Source organism: Nonomuraea mangrovi (assembly GCF_042681425.1).
GTDB classification, from domain to species: Bacteria; Actinomycetota; Actinomycetes; order Streptosporangiales; family Streptosporangiaceae; genus Nonomuraea; species Nonomuraea mangrovi.
Genome location: NZ_JBHUFV010000024.1, coordinates 17,526 through 37,324 on the forward strand (window position 1 = coordinate 17,526; position 19,799 = coordinate 37,324).

14 protein-coding genes are annotated in these 19,799 nt (G+C 69.3%); 6 read left to right on the forward strand and 8 right to left on the reverse strand.

Going from position 1 to position 19,799, the window contains the following annotated elements:
- Nucleotides 1-13 precede the first annotated feature (13 nt).
- From ACFSKW_RS16605 to ACFSKW_RS16630, 6 genes are all read right to left on the reverse strand, one after another.
- Nucleotides 14-2,845, reverse strand: coding sequence for an AfsR/SARP family transcriptional regulator (locus tag ACFSKW_RS16605; RefSeq protein WP_379573142.1), 2,832 nt, complete (start codon nt 2,843-2,845; stop codon nt 14-16).
- Nucleotides 2,846-2,862: 17 nt separating this feature from the next.
- Nucleotides 2,863-4,680, reverse strand: a complete 1,818-nt coding sequence (locus ACFSKW_RS16610; RefSeq protein WP_379573143.1) for a CASTOR/POLLUX-related putative ion channel — start codon at nt 4,678-4,680, stop codon at nt 2,863-2,865.
- A 2-nt stretch (nt 4,681-4,682) separates the two neighbouring features.
- On the reverse strand, nt 4,683-5,540 hold the full coding sequence (locus ACFSKW_RS16615) for a hypothetical protein (protein ID WP_379573144.1): 858 nt from the start codon (nt 5,538-5,540) through the stop codon (nt 4,683-4,685).
- 485 nt (nt 5,541-6,025) lie between these two features.
- Nucleotides 6,026-7,480: an FAD-binding oxidoreductase gene (locus tag ACFSKW_RS16620; RefSeq protein WP_379573145.1), complete on the reverse strand. Its 1,455-nt coding sequence runs from the start codon at nt 7,478-7,480 to the stop codon at nt 6,026-6,028.
- Between the two features lie 9 nt (nt 7,481-7,489).
- Nucleotides 7,490-7,867, reverse strand: coding sequence for a hypothetical protein (locus ACFSKW_RS16625; protein WP_379573146.1), 378 nt, complete (start codon nt 7,865-7,867; stop codon nt 7,490-7,492).
- 93 nt (nt 7,868-7,960) lie between these two features.
- Entirely contained in the window at nt 7,961-9,877 is a 1,917-nt protein-coding gene (locus tag ACFSKW_RS16630) for an NB-ARC domain-containing protein (RefSeq protein WP_379573147.1), read from the reverse strand.
- Nucleotides 9,878-10,006: 129 nt separating this feature from the next.
- Between ACFSKW_RS16630 and ACFSKW_RS16635 the strand changes: the two genes are divergently transcribed.
- Both ACFSKW_RS16635 and ACFSKW_RS16640 read left to right on the forward strand, forming a co-directional pair.
- The gene (locus tag ACFSKW_RS16635; RefSeq protein ID WP_379573148.1) at nt 10,007-11,788 is read left to right on the forward strand and encodes an AfsR/SARP family transcriptional regulator; all 1,782 of its coding nucleotides are present in this window, start codon (nt 10,007-10,009) and stop codon (nt 11,786-11,788) included.
- Nucleotides 11,789-11,926: 138 nt separating this feature from the next.
- Nucleotides 11,927-12,751 carry a DUF4344 domain-containing metallopeptidase gene (locus ACFSKW_RS16640; protein ID WP_379573149.1) on the forward strand — a complete coding sequence of 275 codons (825 nt, stop codon included), beginning with the start codon at nt 11,927-11,929 and terminating at the stop codon, nt 12,749-12,751.
- Here the strand turns inward: ACFSKW_RS16640 and ACFSKW_RS16645 are convergent.
- Nucleotides 12,741-14,552 (reverse strand): BTAD domain-containing putative transcriptional regulator, encoded by a 1,812-nt coding sequence (locus ACFSKW_RS16645; protein ID WP_379573150.1) that lies wholly within the window; start codon nt 14,550-14,552, stop codon nt 12,741-12,743. The genes ACFSKW_RS16640 and ACFSKW_RS16645 overlap by 11 nt on opposite strands.
- A 388-nt stretch (nt 14,553-14,940) precedes the next feature.
- Between ACFSKW_RS16645 and ACFSKW_RS16650 the strand changes: the two genes are divergently transcribed.
- The 4 genes from ACFSKW_RS16650 to ACFSKW_RS16665 all read left to right on the forward strand — a co-directional run bounded on the left by ACFSKW_RS16650 (nt 14,941) and on the right by ACFSKW_RS16665 (nt 18,439).
- Complete coding sequence (locus ACFSKW_RS16650) at nt 14,941-15,087, forward strand: hypothetical protein (RefSeq protein WP_379573151.1); 147 nt, start codon at nt 14,941-14,943, stop codon at nt 15,085-15,087.
- 130 nt (nt 15,088-15,217) lie between these two features.
- Nucleotides 15,218-15,388 carry a hypothetical protein gene (locus tag ACFSKW_RS16655; RefSeq protein ID WP_379573152.1) on the forward strand — a complete coding sequence of 57 codons (171 nt, stop codon included), beginning with the start codon at nt 15,218-15,220 and terminating at the stop codon, nt 15,386-15,388.
- Nucleotides 15,385-17,526 carry a peptidase domain-containing ABC transporter gene (locus ACFSKW_RS16660; RefSeq protein WP_379573153.1) on the forward strand — a complete coding sequence of 714 codons (2,142 nt, stop codon included), beginning with the start codon at nt 15,385-15,387 and terminating at the stop codon, nt 17,524-17,526. The genes ACFSKW_RS16655 and ACFSKW_RS16660 overlap by 4 nt, the downstream gene beginning before the upstream one ends.
- Nucleotides 17,527-17,665: 139 nt before the next feature.
- Nucleotides 17,666-18,439, forward strand: coding sequence for an alpha/beta fold hydrolase (locus ACFSKW_RS16665; RefSeq protein WP_379573154.1), 774 nt, complete (start codon nt 17,666-17,668; stop codon nt 18,437-18,439).
- A gap of 143 nt (nt 18,440-18,582) precedes the next feature.
- On the opposite strand, the gene ACFSKW_RS16670 is transcribed toward ACFSKW_RS16665, so the two are convergent.
- Nucleotides 18,583-19,731, reverse strand: coding sequence for a MalY/PatB family protein (locus ACFSKW_RS16670; RefSeq protein ID WP_379573155.1), 1,149 nt, complete (start codon nt 19,729-19,731; stop codon nt 18,583-18,585).
- Between the last annotated feature and the right edge of the window lie 68 nt (nt 19,732-19,799).

Sequence of the window (19,799 nt, forward strand, 5' to 3'; positions counted from 1 at the left end):
CGACGGCCATCCCTCAGGCTTCAACCGCATCGAGCAGCAGGCGGACGTCGGCGGCCTCCGGCAGCGAGAGCCGATCGAAGATCTCCAGGGCCTCGCGCAGACAGGCCCGCGACCGTCCCGGCTGGCCCAACTCGCCCAGCGCCCGACCGAGCGCGGTCAACGCCATACCTTGCCCCCACTCGTCACCCGCCTCCGCAAGGATCGCGAGCGCGTCCTCGGCGTGGTCGAGCGCGCGCTCGGACGCGTTCGCGGCCAGGTGCGTCTCGGCCATCCGGAAAAGCACCGCACCCTCCCACGTCCGCTGCTTGAGCCTGCGGTATTCCGCCAGTGCGATCTCGAGCTTGACCAGAGCCTCACCCGGGTAGCCGGCTTCACGCAGCACTATTCCCAGCTGGTAGGCCGCGCTCGGGTCCGGCCGGCCGTCGCCGAGACCGAGGGAGATCTGTTCGGCCTCCTGCGCCGCGGCGATGGCCTCGCTCACCCGGCCGAGGTCGATCAACGCCCGTGCCAGATTCCCCAGTCCGAGCGCAAGGTCGGCCTTGTCGTCCAGTGAGCGCCACACTTCGACGGCTTGGAAGTACCAGTCGACCGCCTCGGTCATCTGTCGCCTGCTCATCGCGCTCAGAGCGAGGAGGTTCAGCGACTCGGCATAGGTGTCCAGGTCGCCCAGTTGCAGACTGAGCTCCCGGCTTGCCAGGCCGTCCTCGGTGGCGGCGTCCAGACGGCTCCTGCTCACCCGGGTCAGCCCGCGCAGGCAACGGGCTTGCGCTTCCCAGGCCCTTTCCGCCGACTCGACGGCTGCTGACACGACCAGGTCGCCGAGTTGTTCGTATCGTGCGGGGTCTGACTCATACCCGAGCGCGTCCGCCGCCATGTCCAGCAGCTGGACGACCTGATGCACGTGAGTGCCCGTGGTCCTGGCGGCCTGCTCGATGCACCCGAGCAAGCTCTGCTCCTCCTGGTCCGCCCACTCGACCGCAGCTGTCGCGTCGGCGAAGTACAGCCCAGCCAGGCGGGTTCGCACCTTGGCGGGCCGACGGTCGCCGGGATACAACTGCCGGAACGCCGAGGCGATGGACGCCAGGTAGAAGTCGAGCAACCGGCCGAGCGCCGACCGCTGTACCTCGTGATCCTCGGACCGGGATCGGGCGTAGATCTTGAGCAGGTCATGAAAGCGGTAGCGCCCGGGTGACGGCGACTCGAGCATGCTCACGTCGACCAGACTCTCGCATACTGCCTCAGCTTCAGTTTCAGGAAGGTCGAGCAGCGCGGCCGCCGCGTGCAACGAGACGCCGGCAGCATCTGGCACGGCCAGCAGCCGAAAGGCCCGCGAGTGCGCCGTGTCGAGCTGCTCATAGCCCAGCGAGAAGGTGGCCTCGATGGCCAGGTCGCCTGCCCGCAGCTCGGCCAGTCGGCGGCGTTCGTCTGACAGCCGGTCACGCATGGTGGCGACGCTCCAGTTCGGCCTGGCCGCCAGCCTGGCGGCTGCGATCCTGATCGCCAGAGGGAGGAAGCCACAGGCCGCGACGAGGTCCAAGGCGGCGCCGCGCTCGAGGGCCACGCGATGCTCGCCCACGATCCTGGTGAACAGCTCCAGCGCGTCGATGGGGCCGAGCACCTCGAGGTCCACTTGGCGGGCGCCGGTGAGCCCGGTCAGCCTGGCTCTACTGGTGATGAGCACGCCGCAGCGTGGCGAGCCTGGCAAAAGCGGTCGTACCTGGCCGACGTCGGACGCGTTGTCGAGAACCACGAGTATGCGACGATCGGCGAGAACGGAACGGTAGAGCGCGGCTCGTTCCGCCGGTTCCTCCGGTAGGTCATCCTGCCCGAGCGCCCGGAGGAACGAGCCGAGGACCGTGGTGGGCTCGACCGGTTTGGCGCCGGCACCACGCAGGTCAACGAAGAGTTGCCCGTCCGGGTAATCGCCGGTCAGCTGGTGTGCGACGTGAACGGCCAGGGTCGTCTTGCCGACTCCGCCTACGCCGGCGACGGCCGAGACCACCAGGGCCGAGGTCTCGCCGGCGCGCAGCGCGGCCGCGATGCCCTCGACTTCCTTCTCCCTGCCGGTGAAGTCGGCGACATCGGCGGGCAGTTGTCTGGGCGTGTGCTTCGGCACCGCCGTGTGCGCCGCAGGCCGTACCGTCCGGCCGAGTACTGGGTCGGCGCTGATGATCTGCTGGTAGAGCACGGTCAGCTCCCGGGACGGATCCACCCCGAGCTCGTCGGCGAGCAGTTCACGCGTGTCGATGTAGACGCCGATGGCCTCCGCCTGGCGGCCCGACCGGTAGAGCGCCAGCATCAGCAGCGCCCGCAGTCGCTCCCTGGTCGGGTGGCTCGCGCACAGCACGGTGAGCTCGGAGATGACCTCCGCGTGGCGGCCATCCCCAAGGTCCTGGTCGAGGCGGCGTTCGAGTAGGGTCAGCTGCCGCTCGACCAGCCTGACACGCTGGGCCTGCGCGTAGAAGCCCTCAAGCCCGGCGAGCGGCTCGCCCTGCCAGAGCGCGAGCGCCTCGGTGTATCGCATCTCACTGTGGAGTCGCTCCACCTCCGAGACGTCACGCAGGCCGCCGTGCAGTGCGTAGCCGTCTCCGAAGGAGAACACGACACCGTCACCGAGCACCCGGCGCAGCCTTGAGATGTAGGTGCGCAGAGTGCTGAGTGCGGTGCGCGGCTGTTCTTTGCCCCAGACGGCGTCCACGAGTCGGTCATTGCCGACCGCGCGACCTTCGGCCAGCAGGAGCATGGCCAGGACCAGGCGCTGTTGCGGCGAGCCCAGATCCAGCTCCTGACCGCCGCGCCAGGCGCGCACCGGGCCGAGCAGGGAGAATCTCAGGTCCTCCGCCATGTCGTCCTCTCCTTTGGTCAGTCCTCGGAGAGGACGATCACTCTGTCGCCCGGCTGGAACGCCAGCGGGGCTGATTTGTCGGGGTTGAGGGTGACCCCGTGCTGAGGCTCCTGGCTGGCGGAGGTGGTCAGGCGGTAGCCGATCGCGGTTTCGCCGCGGCGCCTGGCCGCCTCGATCACGGTGGCGAACGTGGCGGTGGCGCCGGGGACGATGTAGTCGCTCGCCGGCTTGAGGTAGATCTCCGAGCCCTCGTGGGAGAAGAGCTGGTCGAAGACCTGGCCCAGGTGCCGGTTTTCGGCCAGCTGGGTGAGCAGCAGGCTGACCAGCTTGCCGCCGACCACGAAGTCGTCGGCCTCGGCGATCTCGGCGAGCTTCCGGTTGCGCTCGTCGTTCATCTCGCTGACGATCGCCACGCCGGTCCGCATGTCTCGCAGGTGCAGCAGGGTCACCAGGGTCCTGGCATCGGCCTTCTGAGCATCGTAGGCACCATCGGAGAGCACGATCGCATGGTCGTAGCCGCCGATGCCGAGCGACTCCAGCGCGGTGCGGCTGGTGACGTCGACTTCCTTGGCGGAGACGAGCACGCCCGGTGGAAGTGGGAGGTCAGCGACGATGGGCCCGGCGAGGTGGATCTCGGAACCGGTCAGCAGGTAGGGCGCCAGGTCGCGCAGAATCCTGGACCGTCGGTGATTCGAGCCCATGATCAAGGTCTTGGTCGGCTCCCGCTGTGGGACACCGGGGCGAGCGATCGCCTCCTGTCGCACCACGGCCGGCGCCGTCGCCAGCCGGATGACGGAGTCATCGGGGGCGATGAGGATGAGCTGATCGCCCTGCCGGATCACGCTCTCGCTTGGCGGGTTGAGCACCACGGAACCGTCGTCGCGGCGCACGCCGATCGGCGCCGCGCTGTCGTAGGCGAACAGCGCCTCGCCGTACATCCTGCCGACGAGGGCGGGCTCGGCCCGTATGTAGATCTCTTCGCCGTCGAAGTCCAGCAGGTCGCTGTAGACGGCGGACAGTCCAGGTTGACGGCATGACTGCGCGACCAAGCGGGCGCCGACGTCCTGCGAGTCGATGATCTCGACGTGCGACCCGCCCGCCAGACGGGCAGCAGGGAGATTGTCGCTTTCGGTCACGGCGGCCACGATCGGCGGCCGCCTGCCGGTCCACGGGCGGTGGCCCAGCGCGAGCAGGGTCTTGATCAGCTCAGCGTCATCGGTAGGCAGTACGAGGATCGAGTGAGCCGTGTCCGGGCTCACCAGATCCAAGGCCGTCGGCTCCGCGGGATCGCCGCTGCGCGCCACGATGCGGGTACGCCCTACATCACCGAGCCGGTCGCGCAGTTCTTCCTCCATCTCGACCTTGTCCCGGTCTGCCAAGATGGCCACGACCGGGCGCTTCTCGCTCTCCTTGGCCTTGGCCAGCTCGGAGACGATCGCGAAGACCTCCTCCGACCAGCCGAGCACGACGCTGTGCCCGCTCTCGACCACGCGCGACCGGCCTTTGCGCAGGTTCTCCAGCTTCGAGTCCAGGCCCGCGGTGAGCACGCCGACCAGGGAGCTGACGATGAAGATTCCGCCGATGGTGACGAAGAGCATCATGAAGACGAAGAACGGGCTGCCCTCGTCGCTGCCCATGGTGCCCGGATCGAGGGTGCGGAGCAGGCTCATCCAGGCGACATTCCACCAGGACCCGTTCTCGCCCGCGATCGGGGCGGCGATCGCGGTGACAACGCCGACGAGCACCGCCGATGCCACCGCCAGCCAACCGATCAGGGCGGGCGTTCCCTTCGACATCGTGTTGTCGAACCAGTAGCGCAGCCGCTCGCGGGACACGGCTACTGCTCCCCGGTCCCGGAATCCTGCGCCTCCAGCGCGTAGCCGCAGGCCTTGACCTCGCCGGTCTCGGGATCGGAGAAGTCCGGATCGAACTCGATCCTGCCTAGTGTGGTGCCCTCGATGGAGCGGCGGAAGGTTTCCTGCTTGCCGCAGTCGTAGAGCACGTAGGCGCCCTCCTTCTCGCCCAGGAGCAGGAACAGCTCGTCCGGGTTGTCCTTGTTCAGCGGCTTGCCGTCGCCGTCGCCTACGGTGGCCCACTGATTCTGGAAGCCGACAGTCTGCAGCAGGGCGTTGCCGTTGCCGTTGGCGGCGATGTCGGCGGCGCCGTGGACCATCTGGGCGACCAGGATCAGTCCCAGCCCGATGCCGAACAGCGCACCGGTGAGCACCTTCATGCCGGCCCGGCCTGTGTTGTGCCTCCGCATCAGGCGAAACGGCACCAGCAGTCCGAAGACCGCGACCAGCGCGACGGCCACCAGGAGAGTGCCGCCGGACAGTTCCCACAGCGTGCCGAAATAGGCCCAGTAGGCGACGACCGAGATGAGAGCGCCTACCGTGGCCGCGATCCACGGTTGCTCGCGGAGCCTGTGCACCAGCCGGCCGACCGATCCGCGGGTGGCCAGGTTGAGTAGCCAGCCCAGCGCGATGAGCAACCCCACTCCAGGCAAGGCGACCAGGAAGAGCTCGATCAGCGTGCCGATGAGCCGGCCGAAGATCGTCGCCTGGTCCAGGCCGGCCTGCTCGGGGGTGATGCCGAAAACCACGTAGACCTGGGCCAACCCCAGGTACAGCATGGCGTACATGCCGACGGCGACCGGCACGGCGACCGACCCGATCTTCTCGAAGACCTCAAGCACGCTGCCCTTGGCCGTTTCCCGCTCCGGCTCGGGGGCTGCCGGAGGTTCCGAAAGCGGAGGAACCAGGGCCTGTTCTGGAGGAAAAGGCTGATAAGTCATGACAGCAGAGAATGGGTCGTGTGCATTTACACCTGGTTGACGGGTGATAAACGTCGCCGTCTCCGGGCGTCCACGCGGGTGGGATACGAGATCGGACCTCTCGGGAAGACCTGATGTGAGCGGCCTCCGCTTCGCCGTACTCGGATTCCCACCGCACGAATCGGCCGCTGGCGGGGCAGACAGCCGAGCTCAAGACGGTGCTGATCGCTGAAGGGTCCACGCCGAGGACCGCGCAGGATCACGCGCGGAAAGGCGGCCGAGCCGACCGGCAGCCGCTGTCCGGGGACGTGGGCGCCGCCCTGATGGCCTGCCCGCTGCGGGCCGCGTGCCGCCGGTCTCGGTGTACTACCGGGCCGTTCCTGGAGGTAAGGATGCCGTGACGGCCGTCACGCCGGCCTGATGTTGTGGTTGACGCGGAACAGGTTGCGTGGGTCGTGGACCCGCTTGAGCCGCGTCAGACGCGCGTAGTCGGCCGGCGTGTAGGCCGCGCGGACCTGCTCGGGGGCGAGGTCGGCGCTGCTCATGAAGTTGGCCGACATGCCTCCCGTGAGGTGCGGCTCGAGGCCGTCCATCAGCTGCTGTTGCTGCTTCCTCACCGCTCCGGCCTGTGCCGCGGGCGCCGGGGTCGCCATGAAGAGCAGGGCCTCGGCGTCCCTGTGTCCTATGGCGTTGGGCACCGCGGCCGGACGGGCGAGGGCGCCGCCCAGCTGCCGGAGCTCGATCACCCCGAAGGGCAGCTTGACGCCGGGGCCGGCCAGGGCCAGCAGCCGCTCCACGGCGGCGGCGTCCAGAGAGCGGAGCAGCCCGGTGCGCTCGAAGACAGGCAGGGGCGCCACGGACGGATCATTGGAGATCGTCCCGATCTTCTCGTACGGCAGCGCACGCATGGTGTCGAGCTCCGGCCCGGCGGCCAGCATCGGCGCCAGCAGCCGCCTGCCCTCTTGGTCCCGCCCGAGGTATGCGGCGGTCAGGCGCACCGCCACCCGCTCCTGAAGGGGCGGGGGCACGGAGGGCGCCTTGGGCAGCCGCATGAACGCCAGCGTGGTCGTCATCTCCTCGGGCAGCCCGGCCGCCCAGGCGGGGTAGGCGCGCACCGCCCGCTGGACCGCCTCTCCGAGGAAGAAGAGCGCGCCGCCGTACAGGGTCGCCGCCTCGACCAGGTCGATCTCCATACCGGTGACCACCCCGAAGTTGCTCTTGCCGCCTCGAACCGCCCAGAACAGGTCCGCGTGCCTGTCCGGCGACAGGCGAAGCGGGCGGCCGCCCGGTGTGACCAGGTCGACGGCCCGCACATGGTCGGCGGCGTAGCCGTACTTGCGGCCGAGCGGGCCGAGCCCTCCGCCCAGCGTGTAGCCCACCACGCCCACGTCGAGCGAGGAGCCGTTGATCGTCGCCAGGCCGTGCGCCGCTGCGGCCTCGACGAGCGTCCGCATCCTGGTGCCGGCCGCGACCTTGGCGACACGTTTGACCGGGTCTATCGTCACCGAGGCCAGCCGCCGGGTGTTGATCAGGATCCCGCCATCGGCGGCGGCGCTGATGCCGTGGCCGGTGGCCTGCACGGCGACGGGCAGCCCGAGAAGGCCGGCCAAGCGGACGGCGGTGCGGATGTCGCCGGCGTCGGCGGGCACCACGACCGCCTTGGGGGCGTGCCGGACGACGGGGTTGTATCCAGCGTGTTCCGCCGCGAAGCCGGGGTCGCGAGGGAACAGTACGGTGCCCTTCACCGCTGACCTGAGCCTGGTCGCGAGGCGGTCGCCGGGATCGTGGGCGGCGTGGGCCGCCGGCGCGCTCCCCACGACCGCGGCTCCCGCGCCCTTGATGACGGATCGTCTGCTCAACATCGTCTTCCCTCAGGCGGTGCAGGCGGAGTTCAGCTTCGACACGGTCGCGCTGGCCTTGTCGGTGTACTGGTCCGCCTCTTCTGGCGCGCTGATCCCCGCCAGCTCCTCGTAAAGAGAGACAATCGCGCCCTGGGCCTCCTTGACCTTCTCGTCGACGTCCAGCGCCTTGATCTTCTGTGCGTTGTCGCTGTAGAGCTGTTTCATCGCCTCGAGGTCCCCGGCCCTGCTCTGGAGCTCGGTCACCGCGGCCCCCATGATGGCTTGCATCTCCTTGCACCCCTTGGTGTCGGCCACGGCGGCGGTCTCGCCTCCCGAGCCGCAGGCCGCCGTCCCCAGGGTCAGGAAAGTGAGAACGGAGACGCTCAGGGCGAGTTTGTTCCAGGACATGTCTTTTCCTTCGTGCTGTCGCTATGGGTCCACGACAGCTTTCACCGAGGCCATGGACAGCCGATCACCAACCGGTGAACGCTCGTCCTGCCGTCAGGCGATCCCGAGATGGCGGCGAACGGCGCGCCCCTCGGCCATGTCGTAGGGGCCGAGGATCACGTCGGCCTCCTTCCAGCAGCGCAGGGCCCGTTCCGGTTCTCCGAGGTCGGTCCACGCCTGTCCGAGGCGGCTCAGGATCCTGCCGGTGAGCAAGGGGTCGTTCATCGACTGGTAGAGCGGCAGCGCCTCCTCGCCGACCTTCACCGCCTCTTCTGGGCGACCCAGGGCGCGGTAGGCGTCCATGAGGCGATGGGACGCCCACGCCGCCCTGAGCGGCAGCCCGCCTTCGCGGTAGGCCTGAGCGCTCTTGAGCAGGCTGTCGATGGCCTCCTCCATGTCGCCCGACCGGAACGCCGCCGCTGCGGCGCCCAGGTGGTTGACCCCGATCCCCTGGGTGTCGCCGATCTCGTGCGCCAGGCGGAGCCCCTGTTCCACGTGGGCCCTGGCCTCGCCGACGAAGCCGGCGTCACCCAGCGCCATGGCCAGCAGGCCGTGGGCGCTGGCCGCCAGACGAGGGCTGTGCTGCGCCTCCGCGACGGCCAGCGCCGCCGACAACAGGCTGATCGCCTCGTCGACGCCGCGCACCCGGAGCGCGCCCAGCCCCAGAGCGTGCAGGACGGCGCCGAGGATGAGCCGGTCGTCGATCTCAGCCAAACCCGTCACCTCTGCCAGCAGCGGCACCTCTTCTGAGAGGACGCGGGTTCCCGAACGCCCCGCCTGCTCGACCGCCGCGCTGACGTTGACCTGCTCCGCGCGTACCCAGGCGCGGGCCGCGGGCGCGTCGGCGAAGGTCAGCTCAGGGCCCTGGTGCCCGGCCTGATGGACGAACCCGGGGAGCGAGACCCTGCAGACTCCTCTGATTCCCGCGAGGTAGTGGTCGAGCAGCCGGTCGAGCGCGGCCGTCCGTTCGTTCGCCGGGTCCGCCTGCTCGGCGAGCCCTCTGGCGTACAGGCGGACCAGATCGTGGTAGCGGTAGCGGGCGGGCCCTCGCGACTCCAGCAGGCTCAGATCGACGAGCGACTCGCAGAGGTCCTCGGCTTCTGCCTGGCCCACATCCAGGACGGCCGCCGCGGCGGCGACGGACAGGTCAGGCCCGTCCATCAGCGCCAGCAGCCGGAACGCCCTGGCGTGATCGGCGTCGAGCGGCTCGTAACCGAGTGCGAAGCACGACTCCACCGCATCGCGGCCGATCTTGAGCTCGGCGAGCCTGCGCCGCTCGTCGGCGAGCCGCCTCGCCAGCACCTCCACGCTCATGCCCGGCCGCGCGGCCAGTCGCGCCGCCACGATCCGTACGGCCAGCGGCAGCAGGCCGCAGGACTCGACCAGCTTGACCGCTTCCGTGGGCTGGGCGGCGACCCGCTCCGTCCCCGCGACGCGAGCCAGCAACTCCAACGCCTCTCCCCGGCGGAACAGGCCGAGCCCCTCCTGGTGGGCGCCTGGCAGGTCGCCCAGCCACGACCTGCTGGTCACCAGCACCGCGCAGGTGGCGGCGCCGGGCATCAGGGGCGCGACCTGACCGGAGTCCGTGGCGTCGTCGAGCAGGATCAGCACCCGCCGTCCCGACAGCGCCGACCGCAGCCTCGCGGTCCGCTCGTGGACCCCCGAGGGGATCTCCCTGGCGCTGAGGCCGAGCGCTCGCAGGAAGTCGGCGAGCACGTCCTCGGGCCGCAGGGGTGCGGCTCCTGCACCGCGCAGGCTCGCGTAGAGCTGCCCGTCCGGGAACGCGGCTCGCACGGCATGCGCCACGTGGAGCGCCACCGTGGTCTTGCCGGTCCCGCCCGCCCCCGAGACGGCCACCACGGTCAGCGCGTTGCCCGGGCTGATGGTGAGCCGCTCCGCCAGCTGGGCGATCAGCTCCTTTCTGCCGGTGAAGTCAGGGATGTCAGCCGGTAACTGTGCTGGCCGCAACACCGTGAAACCCACCCCAAACCTGATCCACAACGAGTCGCCGAACAGAGCAAATAGCTATCATTCGTACGAATATTCCGAAGGCGCGGTATGGAACGATCTCATAGGTTGTACTTCTCGGTACTAGGTCCAGTGCGGGCCTGGCAGGGCGACAAGGAGCTCAACCTCGGCTCGCCACAGCAGCGTGCGGTGCTCGGCGCCCTCCTTCTCCACGAGGGCAGGGCGATCACCTGCGACGCGCTCATCGCCGCGATCTGGGGACAGGATCCGCCGTTGCGCGCCCTCAGCACCCTGCGGACCTACGCCTACCGGCTGCGGAAGGTGCTGGAAGCCGACAGGTCGAGGCCCGGCGTGGTCGTCTCCGTGGGCACCGGCTACGCCATGTCCGTCCCCAAGGGCGCGCTGGACGTATCGGTCTTCGAAGAGAGGTACGCCGAGGCCGAGAAAGCCCGCGCGGAGGGCGACCTCACTCGCGCCCGCGCGCTGCTCGCAGCGGCCCTCGGGCTGTGGCAGGGCGACGCCATGGACGGCACGGCCGGGCCGTACGCCGAAGCTCAGCGCGACAGGCTCGGCGACCGCCGCCTGAGCGCCCTGCAGCTCAAGCTCGAACTGGACATCGAGCTCGGGCGGGCCACGGAGGCCGTGGCAGACCTGGTCGTGCTGTCTGCCGCGCACCCCCTGCGGGAGTCGCTGAGCGGTCTGCTGATGCTGGCTCTGTACCGTTGCGGACGGCAGGCGGAAGCGCTGGAGGTCTTCGACCGCACCAGGCGACTGCTCGCCGAGGAACTCGGCATCGCCCCGGGAGGCGAGCTCAGGGAACTGCATCGACGCATCCTCACGTCGGACCCCGAACTGCTGCCCGCCCGGCTCGACCTCGGATCCGACCCGGGGCCGTCGCCGGTCCGCCACGAAGAAGGGGCACTCCCGCGGGTGGCCCAGCTGCCCGCCGACCTGTACGACTTCACCGGCAGGGACGAGGAAGTCGCCCTCCTCACCGAGGTGCTGAAGTCCGGCTCCGGGCAGGCGACCACCGTGGTGAGTCTCTCCGGCAAGGGCGGCGTGGGCAAGACGGCCCTGGCGATCCACGTCGCTCACCTGCTCAGCGACGCGTTCCCGGACGGCCAGCTCTACATCGACCTGTGCGGAACCGGAGTCCGGCCCGTCGAACCCACCGCGGCGCTGCGCGAGTTCCTGTGCGCGCTCGGCCATCCTGATCCGGACATCCCCGAGGACCCGACACAGCGGGCGGCGCTCTTCCGCAGCCTCATGGTGAACCGCAGAATGCTCGTCATCCTGGACAACGCCGTGGACGACACGCAGGTCAGGCCCCTCCTTCCGGGGACGGGAGGCTGCGCCGTCCTGGTGACGAGCAGGGCCAAGCCCGCCGGGCTGCCGACCACGCGCAGAGTCGACCTCGACGTGCTCAAATCCCGCGACGCCGTGCGGCTGTTCACCAGGATCGTGGGGGAAGAGCGGGTCCTCGCCGAGCCGGAGGCGGCAGAGTACGCGGTCGTCCTGTGCGGGTTCCTGCCGCTCGCGGTGCGCATCGCGGCCTCCCGGCTGGTCTCCAGGCCGCTGTGGACGATCTCCTCCCTGGCCGGGAGGCTGGCCGACGAGCGAAGACGCCTGTCTGAGCTGCGGTTCGGCACCATGACCGTCGAGGCGACCTTCCAGCTCGGCTACGAGCGGCTCGGCGCGGCGCAGGCGCGCGCCTTCAGACTGCTCACGAACCTCGAGACCGCCTCGTTCTCGCTGCCTGTCGCGGCGGCCGCCCTCGACCTTGAGGTGCTCGACGCGGAGGAGATCGTCGAGAGCCTCGTCGACCTGGGCATGCTCGACTCGCCCAGCCCGAGCCGCTATCGCTTCCACGAGCTGCTGCGGCTCTACGGGCGAAACCTCGCCGAACAGTCATAGCATCCTCGCCGACACCCGATTGACGGCACATTGACGGAGCCGCCGGTCATCCACGCGGATTCCGGAGACCGTCCGTCCATCAATCATCAAGATCGTGGCTACAGGATCCAACGGTCACCTTCGACCTGGAGACTCCTGATGAAGTGGAATCAGCTCACGATGGGCGCCGGCGTACTGCTCCTCGCCACCATGCTGTCCGCCTGTGGCAGCACGGACAAGCCGGCGGCGGCGGCCAAAGAAAAACAAGACGCCCCCAAGGCGACCGAATCCGAGGGAAAGTTCATCGCCAAGTACGGCAAGGCGGACACCGACGTAGCCTCCGAGGGACTGGAGCTGCTGAAGCCGGGCAAGGTGCTCGAAGGCTTCGCCGCCAGCCTCAACGAACTGCTCATCCTGCCGCACGACGTCACGCTGGCCGGTGAGCAGTGCGACGCGGTGAACGCCTACTACAGCCCGGACGAGAAGAAGATCACCATGTGCTACGAGCTCGTGGCCGACGGCTTCACCCGGTACCGCGACAAGGCCGAGTCGGAGGAGGAGAACGACGAGCACGGCCAGGCCAACCTCGTCGACACGCTGTACCACGAACTCGGCCACGCCGTGATCGACATCTACGACCTGCCGGCCCTCGGCAAGGAGGACGACGCGGCCGACCAGTTGTCCGCGTTGATCATGGCCCAGAACAAGGACGACGACTCCTCGAGCGTCCAGACGATCAACTACTACTTCGCGTCGGCCGGCGACCAGGACCGGGCCGCGCTCCCGTTCTATGACGAGCACTCGATGGACGAGCAGCGGGCGTTCAACTACATGTGCTGGATCTACGGCTCCGACCCCAAGACCTACGCCGACTGGGTCGGGCCGGACGGGCTGCCGGAGGAGCGGGCCGCGAAGTGCCCTGGCGAGTACGAGAAACTCGCCAGCTCCTGGTCGAAGCTACTGGAGCCGCACATCAAGGGCTGAGGGCGAACTGCGGAACTCCGGCCTGCACGCCTTCGAGTACGGCCTGCCGTACGACAGGCTGGTTGAACCGCAGCGGCGACTCGTCACACAGGATTTCCATGCCGACCAGCGCCGACAGGGCGGCGGCCGCCTGGCTGTCCGGCAGACCGGCCAGGTCGGCCACAGCGTGGAACTCGGCCGCGTGGTCGAGCGTCGCGACCGCCCTCGCCAGCGCGGCGGCCCCGGGACCCGCGTGGCGCAGCTGGCCGGCCACCCACCGCTCGATGGAGGTGGACCGCTTCCCCGCGCCCTGCGCCTTCATGCGCTCGGTGAGCAGAAACGTGTTGCCGCCCGTCTCGCGCAGGCACGAGGCGATGAACGCGGGCTCCGGTTCCGCGCCGAGCAGCTCGGCGGCGAGGGCCGCCGCCGCCTCGCCGGGCAGACCACCCAGGCGCACGAGGCCGAAGAGCGAGCAAAGCGACTCGAGCAGCTGATCGTCGCCGGCCGGGACGCCGGTCGCCCTGGTCGCGGCGACCAGGAGGGGTACCCGCTCGATGCGCCTGGTCAGGTAGGCCAGCCAGCGCAACGAGCCGGGGTCGCACCACTGCAGGTCATCGATGGCGATCAGCAGCGGTACACGCTCCGCGAGCCGCACGGCAAGCCGGTACAGCGCGTGCAGCGCGTCAGGACCACCCGACGACGGCCGGTTGTGCCAGACGATGTCGGCCGCGGGCTCGACCGTCCCGCTGAGCAGTTGCTGCCGCTCCTGCGCCGGCAGACAGTACAGGATCGGCTCGAAGATCTGCCGGGCCACGCCGTAGTCGTACTCGCGCTCAAGCGGATGCGCCTGCGCCCAAGCCACCTGGAATCCGCGCATGTCAGCCAGTGCCTCCACCCCCCTCAGCAGCTGGGTCTTGCCGGCACCCGGCACGCCGTCGAAGAGCAGGCTGCCACCGGTGCCGGACTCGGCGGCGGCCATGGCCGCTCCAGCGGCCGCGAGCTGATCGTCCCGGCCGAGGCAGCGCAGGCGGGTGACCGGCTTCCTGGTCTCCACCGGTGCCGGCGGCAGGTCGAGCTCGGAGGTCTGCGAGAGGATGTCCGCCTCGAGTTTGCGCAGCTCAGGCCCGGGATCGACACCCAGCTCCTCGGCCAGATAGCGACGTGCCTCGCCCAGTGCGGCAAGGGCGTCGCCCTGCCTGGACGAGCGATAGAGGCCCAGAGCGAGCAGCCGCCAGCCCTCCTCGCGGGTGGGTTGGGCGCGCGCGTGCGCTTCCAGCTCGGGTACGGCCTCGGCGTGCCGGCCCAGGGCGAGCAGGGTGTCGAGTCTGCGTTCCGTCGCCCCGAGCTGGAGTTCCTGCAGCCTGGTCACCTCTCCCCGCGCCCACAGGGTGTGCGCGAACTCGGCGTAGGCCGGACCGCGCCATAGGCTGAGCGCCTCGTCGACCAGACCGAGGGCGGCACGTGGATCGGCGGCCACTCTCGCCTGCTGCAACAGCCGTTCGAACATGGCCGAGTCGAGTGCCGCCTCGTCCACACGCAGGACGTAGCCGCGCGGCTCGGTGATCAGCACGGACGGCCGGCCAGGTTCCCGGGTCAGCGGCTCGACCACGCGACGTAGCCGGCAGATGAACGTACGCAATGAGGACAGCGCCTGCGGTGGCGGGCAACCCTCCCAAAGATCGTCTATCAGCCGGTCGACGGGAATGACCCTCCCGGGCGACAGCAGTAGCCGGGCGAGAACCGCCCTGTTGCGTGGCGTGCCCACATCCAGGCGATCATCCCCTCGCCACACCTCGACAGTTCCGAGCACGCCGAAACGCATCGGCCGCATCGTTGACCCCCCAACGGTTCCGATCTGAACGGAGGCCATGGTGAGGGGGGCCGGTAGACATTTCATAGACGAAGAGTCAACGATCCGTCTATCACCCGGCGCCTCACGGCGCCCGGGTGCTGAAAAGCTCCGCACGGGCTGGGTGGCCCGCGTGGTGGGTGGGAGGGCACCTGGGGTGTGTTTCCACGCTCCGGGGGCAAGGCCCGTCTGGTCATCCAGGTGAACGCGGTCTCACCGCGAATCAGGACACCCTGCTCATGGCTTCAACGAGGAGTGACGGTACGCCGGGGTTGATCTTGTCAATGGTCCGGTCACCGACTGTCAATGCCGTCCTGCGAGGCTCCTGCCCGTCCGTTGAGAACAACCTCAAGGAGAACCGATGAGCAGAGAGATCGAGTTGACCGACGCCGAACTCGCGTCCGTCGCTGGTGGTGTGTGGCCGGAACTGGACTTCAGCCTGCCGGACTACATCGAGATCGGCCACGGCAGGGGATGCCTCTGCCCGGGTCGGCCGAATCTCTACTAAGCGGTACGAGGAGACCCGGGTGAGGGGCTCGGGTCAGCGTTGAGAGGCTCCACCCCTGTTTGACCCCAAGGGCTGGAAAGAGTGCCGCCGGGACAACCCGGCGGCACTCGTCATGCGAGGAGTCAGTGGCATGCGACACGTGTACCGCAAGGAAGCGCTACGACATCGCCGGCGAGCGCAAGCCCAAGGGCCTTCATCCAGCGAGATTCCCCGAAAGTGGATCGGCGCCCTGTGGGCGGTGATCGCCGCGCTGATCCTTGCCCTGGTCGTCATGAGCCTGCGGGTGGCGGGGCAGCTGTGAGAAAGGTTCGGCTGGTCCAGCAGAGCACGGCGGTGGACTGCGCGGCCGCCTGCCTGGCCATGGTCCTCAACTACCACGGCCACGGGGTGTCCCTGCGCGATGTGCGGGACAGGACGGGGGTCGGCAGGGACGGGCTCTCGGCGCGTGATGTCATGCGCGCCGCCCGAGGTTATGGGCTCAAGACGAAGGGTTTCTCGCTGGAACCGCAGGCGATAGCCGGCAAGCCGCTCCCAGCCATCGCGCACTGGCGGTTCGAGCACTTCGTGGTGGTGGAAGCGTGGACCCCGCGCAAGGTGACCATCATGGACCCGGCGGCGGGAAGGATGGCGCTCAGCAGGAGGGAGTTCGCCAGGGACTTCACCGGTGTGCTGCTGACTTTCGAACCAGGACCTGGTTTCACCAGGAAGGCCCAGGCTCGCGGGTGGTGGCGCTCGCCCGTGGTGCGGGAGACCGTACGCGGCAAGAAAGGGCTGTTCGCGCAGATCGTCGCCGCATCAGCGCTGCTGCAGGTGATCGGGCTGCTGCTGCCTGCGGCCTCCGGCGTGATCATCGATCGGGTGTTGCCGAGAGGCGATGGAGGGTTGCTGGCGTTTCTCGGAGTCATGCTCGCGGTCGGAGTGCTCACCCATCTGGCTGTGGGGCAGTTGAGGACGTTGCTGCTCGCGATGTTGCGCACCCGCATCGACGGGGAGATGACCGAGGGGATCGTCGCCCATCTGCTGGCGCTGCCGTACCGGTTCTTCGCCCTGCGGGGAGCGGGGGACCTGGTGACCCGTACCTCCAGTATTGCTCAGGTCCGCGCCCTGCTCAGCGGGCAGATCGTCGCGGCGATGCTGGACGGGCCCATGGCCGTCGGCTATCTCGTCATCGTGCTGGCGATGGAACCGAGCTTCGGTCTCGGCCTGATCGCGATCGCCGGCCTGGAGATCCTCGCGCTGGTGCTCACCCAGCGCCGGGTCAGCGAGCTCATCACCCGCGAGCAGATCGCCCAGGCCGACGCGCAGACCAAGCTGATCGAATCCATCAAGGGCATGGAGAACCTCAAGGCGGCCGGCGCCGAGCCGCGCGCGCTGAGCCGGTGGCGGGAGGCGTTCGCTCGTCAGCTCGCCGCCGCACAGCTCGGCGGGCTGACAGCAGGTACGGTCACCTCGGCCACGGCGACAGTGCGGTTCGCGGCCCCGGCCGCGTTCTTCTGGATGGGTGCATGGCAGGTCCTGTCCGGGAGCCTGAGCCTGGGACAGGTCCTGGCGCTGAACGCGATCGCCCTGGCGGCGCTCACCCCGCTGGGGTCGTTGATGGGCAGCCTGCACCAACTCCAGGCCGTGGGTGCGCACGTAGAGCGGCTTGACGACATCGTCACCACCCCGCGCGAGACATTTCCGGCCGGGGCGGAACGGCCGGAGGCCGTGGGGTTCATCCGGCTGCGCGACGTCAGCTTCCGTTACGACCAGCGTTCCCCGTGGATCCTGCGCAGTATCTATCTGAGCATCAGCCCGGGAGAGAAGATCGCCCTGGTCGGCAGCTCCGGATCGGGCAAGAGCACGCTAGCCCGACTTCTGCTGGGCCTCTACCAGCCGGATGAAGGCGACATCTTCTACAACGGGCAGCTCGCCTCGCAGCTCGACCTCCGGCACCTGCGCAGCCGTTTCGGCATCGTCAATCAGGAGCCCGTCCTGTTCAGCGGGTCGATCAGGGAGAACATCTGCCTCAACGACCCTGACGCCTCCCACGAACGCATGGTACGAGCGGCCCGGCTGGCCCACATCCACGACACCGTCGAGGCCATGCCGATGAAGTACGAGACCATGCTCACCGACGGCGGGCTGATCTCCGGTGGACAACGGCAGCGCATCGCCCTGGCGCGAGCCCTGCTCACCGAACCGGACGTGCTGCTGCTGGACGAGGCGACCAGCCATCTGGACACCACGACCGAGGCCATCATCGAGCACCACCTCAGCCATCTGCCCATGACCCGCATCGTGATCGCGCACCGGCTGAGCACGGTCCGGGACGCCGCGCGGATCTTCGTGATCGACGAGGGCAGCGTCGTGGAGGTCGGCGACCACGCCCATCTCATGAGCCAGCGAGGTCGATACGCGGCGCTGGTCGGCCATGACGCCCCCGCCGGTCAGGCGTGAGCGCTTCGAGTGGCCTGCTGGGCCGCGCGGTGGAGCTTGAGCAGCTTGACGAATGGAGCGCTGGTTCCGCCCGCTTGCCGAGTAGGATCTCGCGCGCGCGGAATCCAGCCGGGCGCGCATCTGCACAGTGAGGAAGAACATGAAGGACGCGGTAGCCGGACCCGACGGCGCGAAGATCCGGTGGGTCGAGATCGGGGGCGACGAACCGGCGCGGGTGTGTGTTCACGGCGCCGGAGCCCAGGCGGCGGCGTACTTCACCCACGTGATGACCCTGCCATCTGTGGCCCGGCGGCGGACACTGATGATGGACCTGCTGGGGTTCGGGCTCAGCGACCGGCCTGCCGATTTCGGCTACCAGCTGGAGGATCACGCCGACGCGCTGGCCAGGGCGCTTGACGCCGCGGGCGTCAGCGGGGCCGAGGTCATCGGGCACAGCATGGGCGGCGCCGTGGCGATCGTGCTGGCCGCCCGGCGGCCGGATCTGGTGTCGCGGCTGGTCCTGGCCGAGGCCGTGTTGGATCCGGTGCCGCCGCCCGCGCCCGGCACGCTCGGCGTCACCAGCTTCACCGAGGCCGAGTTCGCCGAGGGCGGGATGGCGCAGATCCTTGAGAAGGTCGGGCCGTTGTGGGCCGCGACCATGCGGCTGGCCGATCCCGTCGCGCTGCACCGCAGCGCGTACGGCTTGCGCGCCGGGACCAGCCCGTCGGCCAGGAAGCTGCTGATGGAGCTGACGATCGCGCGCACGCTCCTGGTCGGGGCCTTGTCCCAGCCGCTGGAGGGAAGGGCGGAGTTGGAAGCGGCGGGTGTGCGGGTCGTCACCGTCGCCGACGCCGATCACAATGTCATGCTCGACAACCCGCAGGCGTTCGCGGCCACCCTCGACGGCTCGCAGGCGCCTGGATCTCGCGGATGATCTGGATGAACGTCCGTACCCGGGCGTTCTCCTCGCCTGCCCGCCACGACAACCCGTGTTCGATGGGAGGTGTGGCGGACGGCAGGCCACGATGATGACGTCGCCGCCCGGATCGTCCTGGACTACCGGCCCGCCGGATAGCCTCAGCCGACCGCTTCGCGCATACGCCGCAGGATCTCTTCGAGGATCGGACCGGACGTCGCAAAGTTTAGCCTGGCGAAGCCCTCGCCGCCGGGCCCGAAGCTGGGGCCGCTGCTCAGCATGACCTGCGCCCGCTGCAGGAAGAAGGCGCTCGGGTCCGTGCCGAGTGCGAGCTCGTTGCAGTCGAGCCAGGCCAGATAGGTCGCCTCGGGGGCGTAGGCGCGGATTCCCGCGGGCAGGGACTCGGCGAGCAGGCGGCGGTTGCGGGCGAGGGTGGCCCGAACCTCGTCGAGATAGGCGTCGCCGTCCTGCCAGGCGGCGAGGGTGGCCAGTACGCCGAGCGAGCTGACCTCCCCGAACAGCAGCGGCGGCTGGGCGGCCAGCGCCTTCTGGACGCGCGTGTCGCCGACGTGCGCGACCGAGCACCGTAGCCCCGCCAGGTTGAACGCCTTGCTGGCCGAGGTCAGCGTCACGGTGCGCGCCGCGACCTCGGGATCCAGCGAGGCGAAGGGGATGTGGGTGAAGGGGTCATGCGCGAGCTCCGCGTGGATCTCGTCGGAGATGACGAGGAGGTCGTGCCGGTCGGCGATCTCCGCCACGCCGGCCAGCTCGTCGCGGGTGAACACCCGGCCGGTCGGGTTGTGCGGGTTCACCAGGACAAGCACCCGGCAGCCCTGCCTGGCCACGTCCTCGGCCAGCCGGTCGAGGTCGAAGCCCCAGCCCGTGCCGTCGTCGAGCATGGGGATGGGGACGAGCCTGCGGTCCATGTCCGTCAGCGTCTTCAAGAACGGGGAGTAGGCCGGCGTGTGCATGGCCACCGCGTCACCCGGCTGGGTCATGACGTGAAGGACGACCTGGAGCGCCTGGATCAGCTCCGTGAAGACGTGGACCCGCGCCGGGTCGAGGGTGAAGGCGTAGCGCTGCCGCATCCGCTCGGCGAAGGCGTCCCTGAGCGGGTTCAGCGCGGGCTGGTCGTCCCAGACCGGATATCCCAGGTCCACCTCGATGGCGTGAGCGAGCGCGTCCCGGACGGCAGGCGGCACGGGGAAGTCCATGTCGGCGATCCACGTGGGCAGCACGCCCGGCCCGGCGGCGGCCCACTTCACTCCCGGACGCCTGCGCAGAGCGTCGAGGTCAAGGTTGTCGAACAAAGGAACGCTCCATTCCTTTACCCACGGTGACAATTGGTTGGATATTAGCCCATTGACGTCATCGAGCT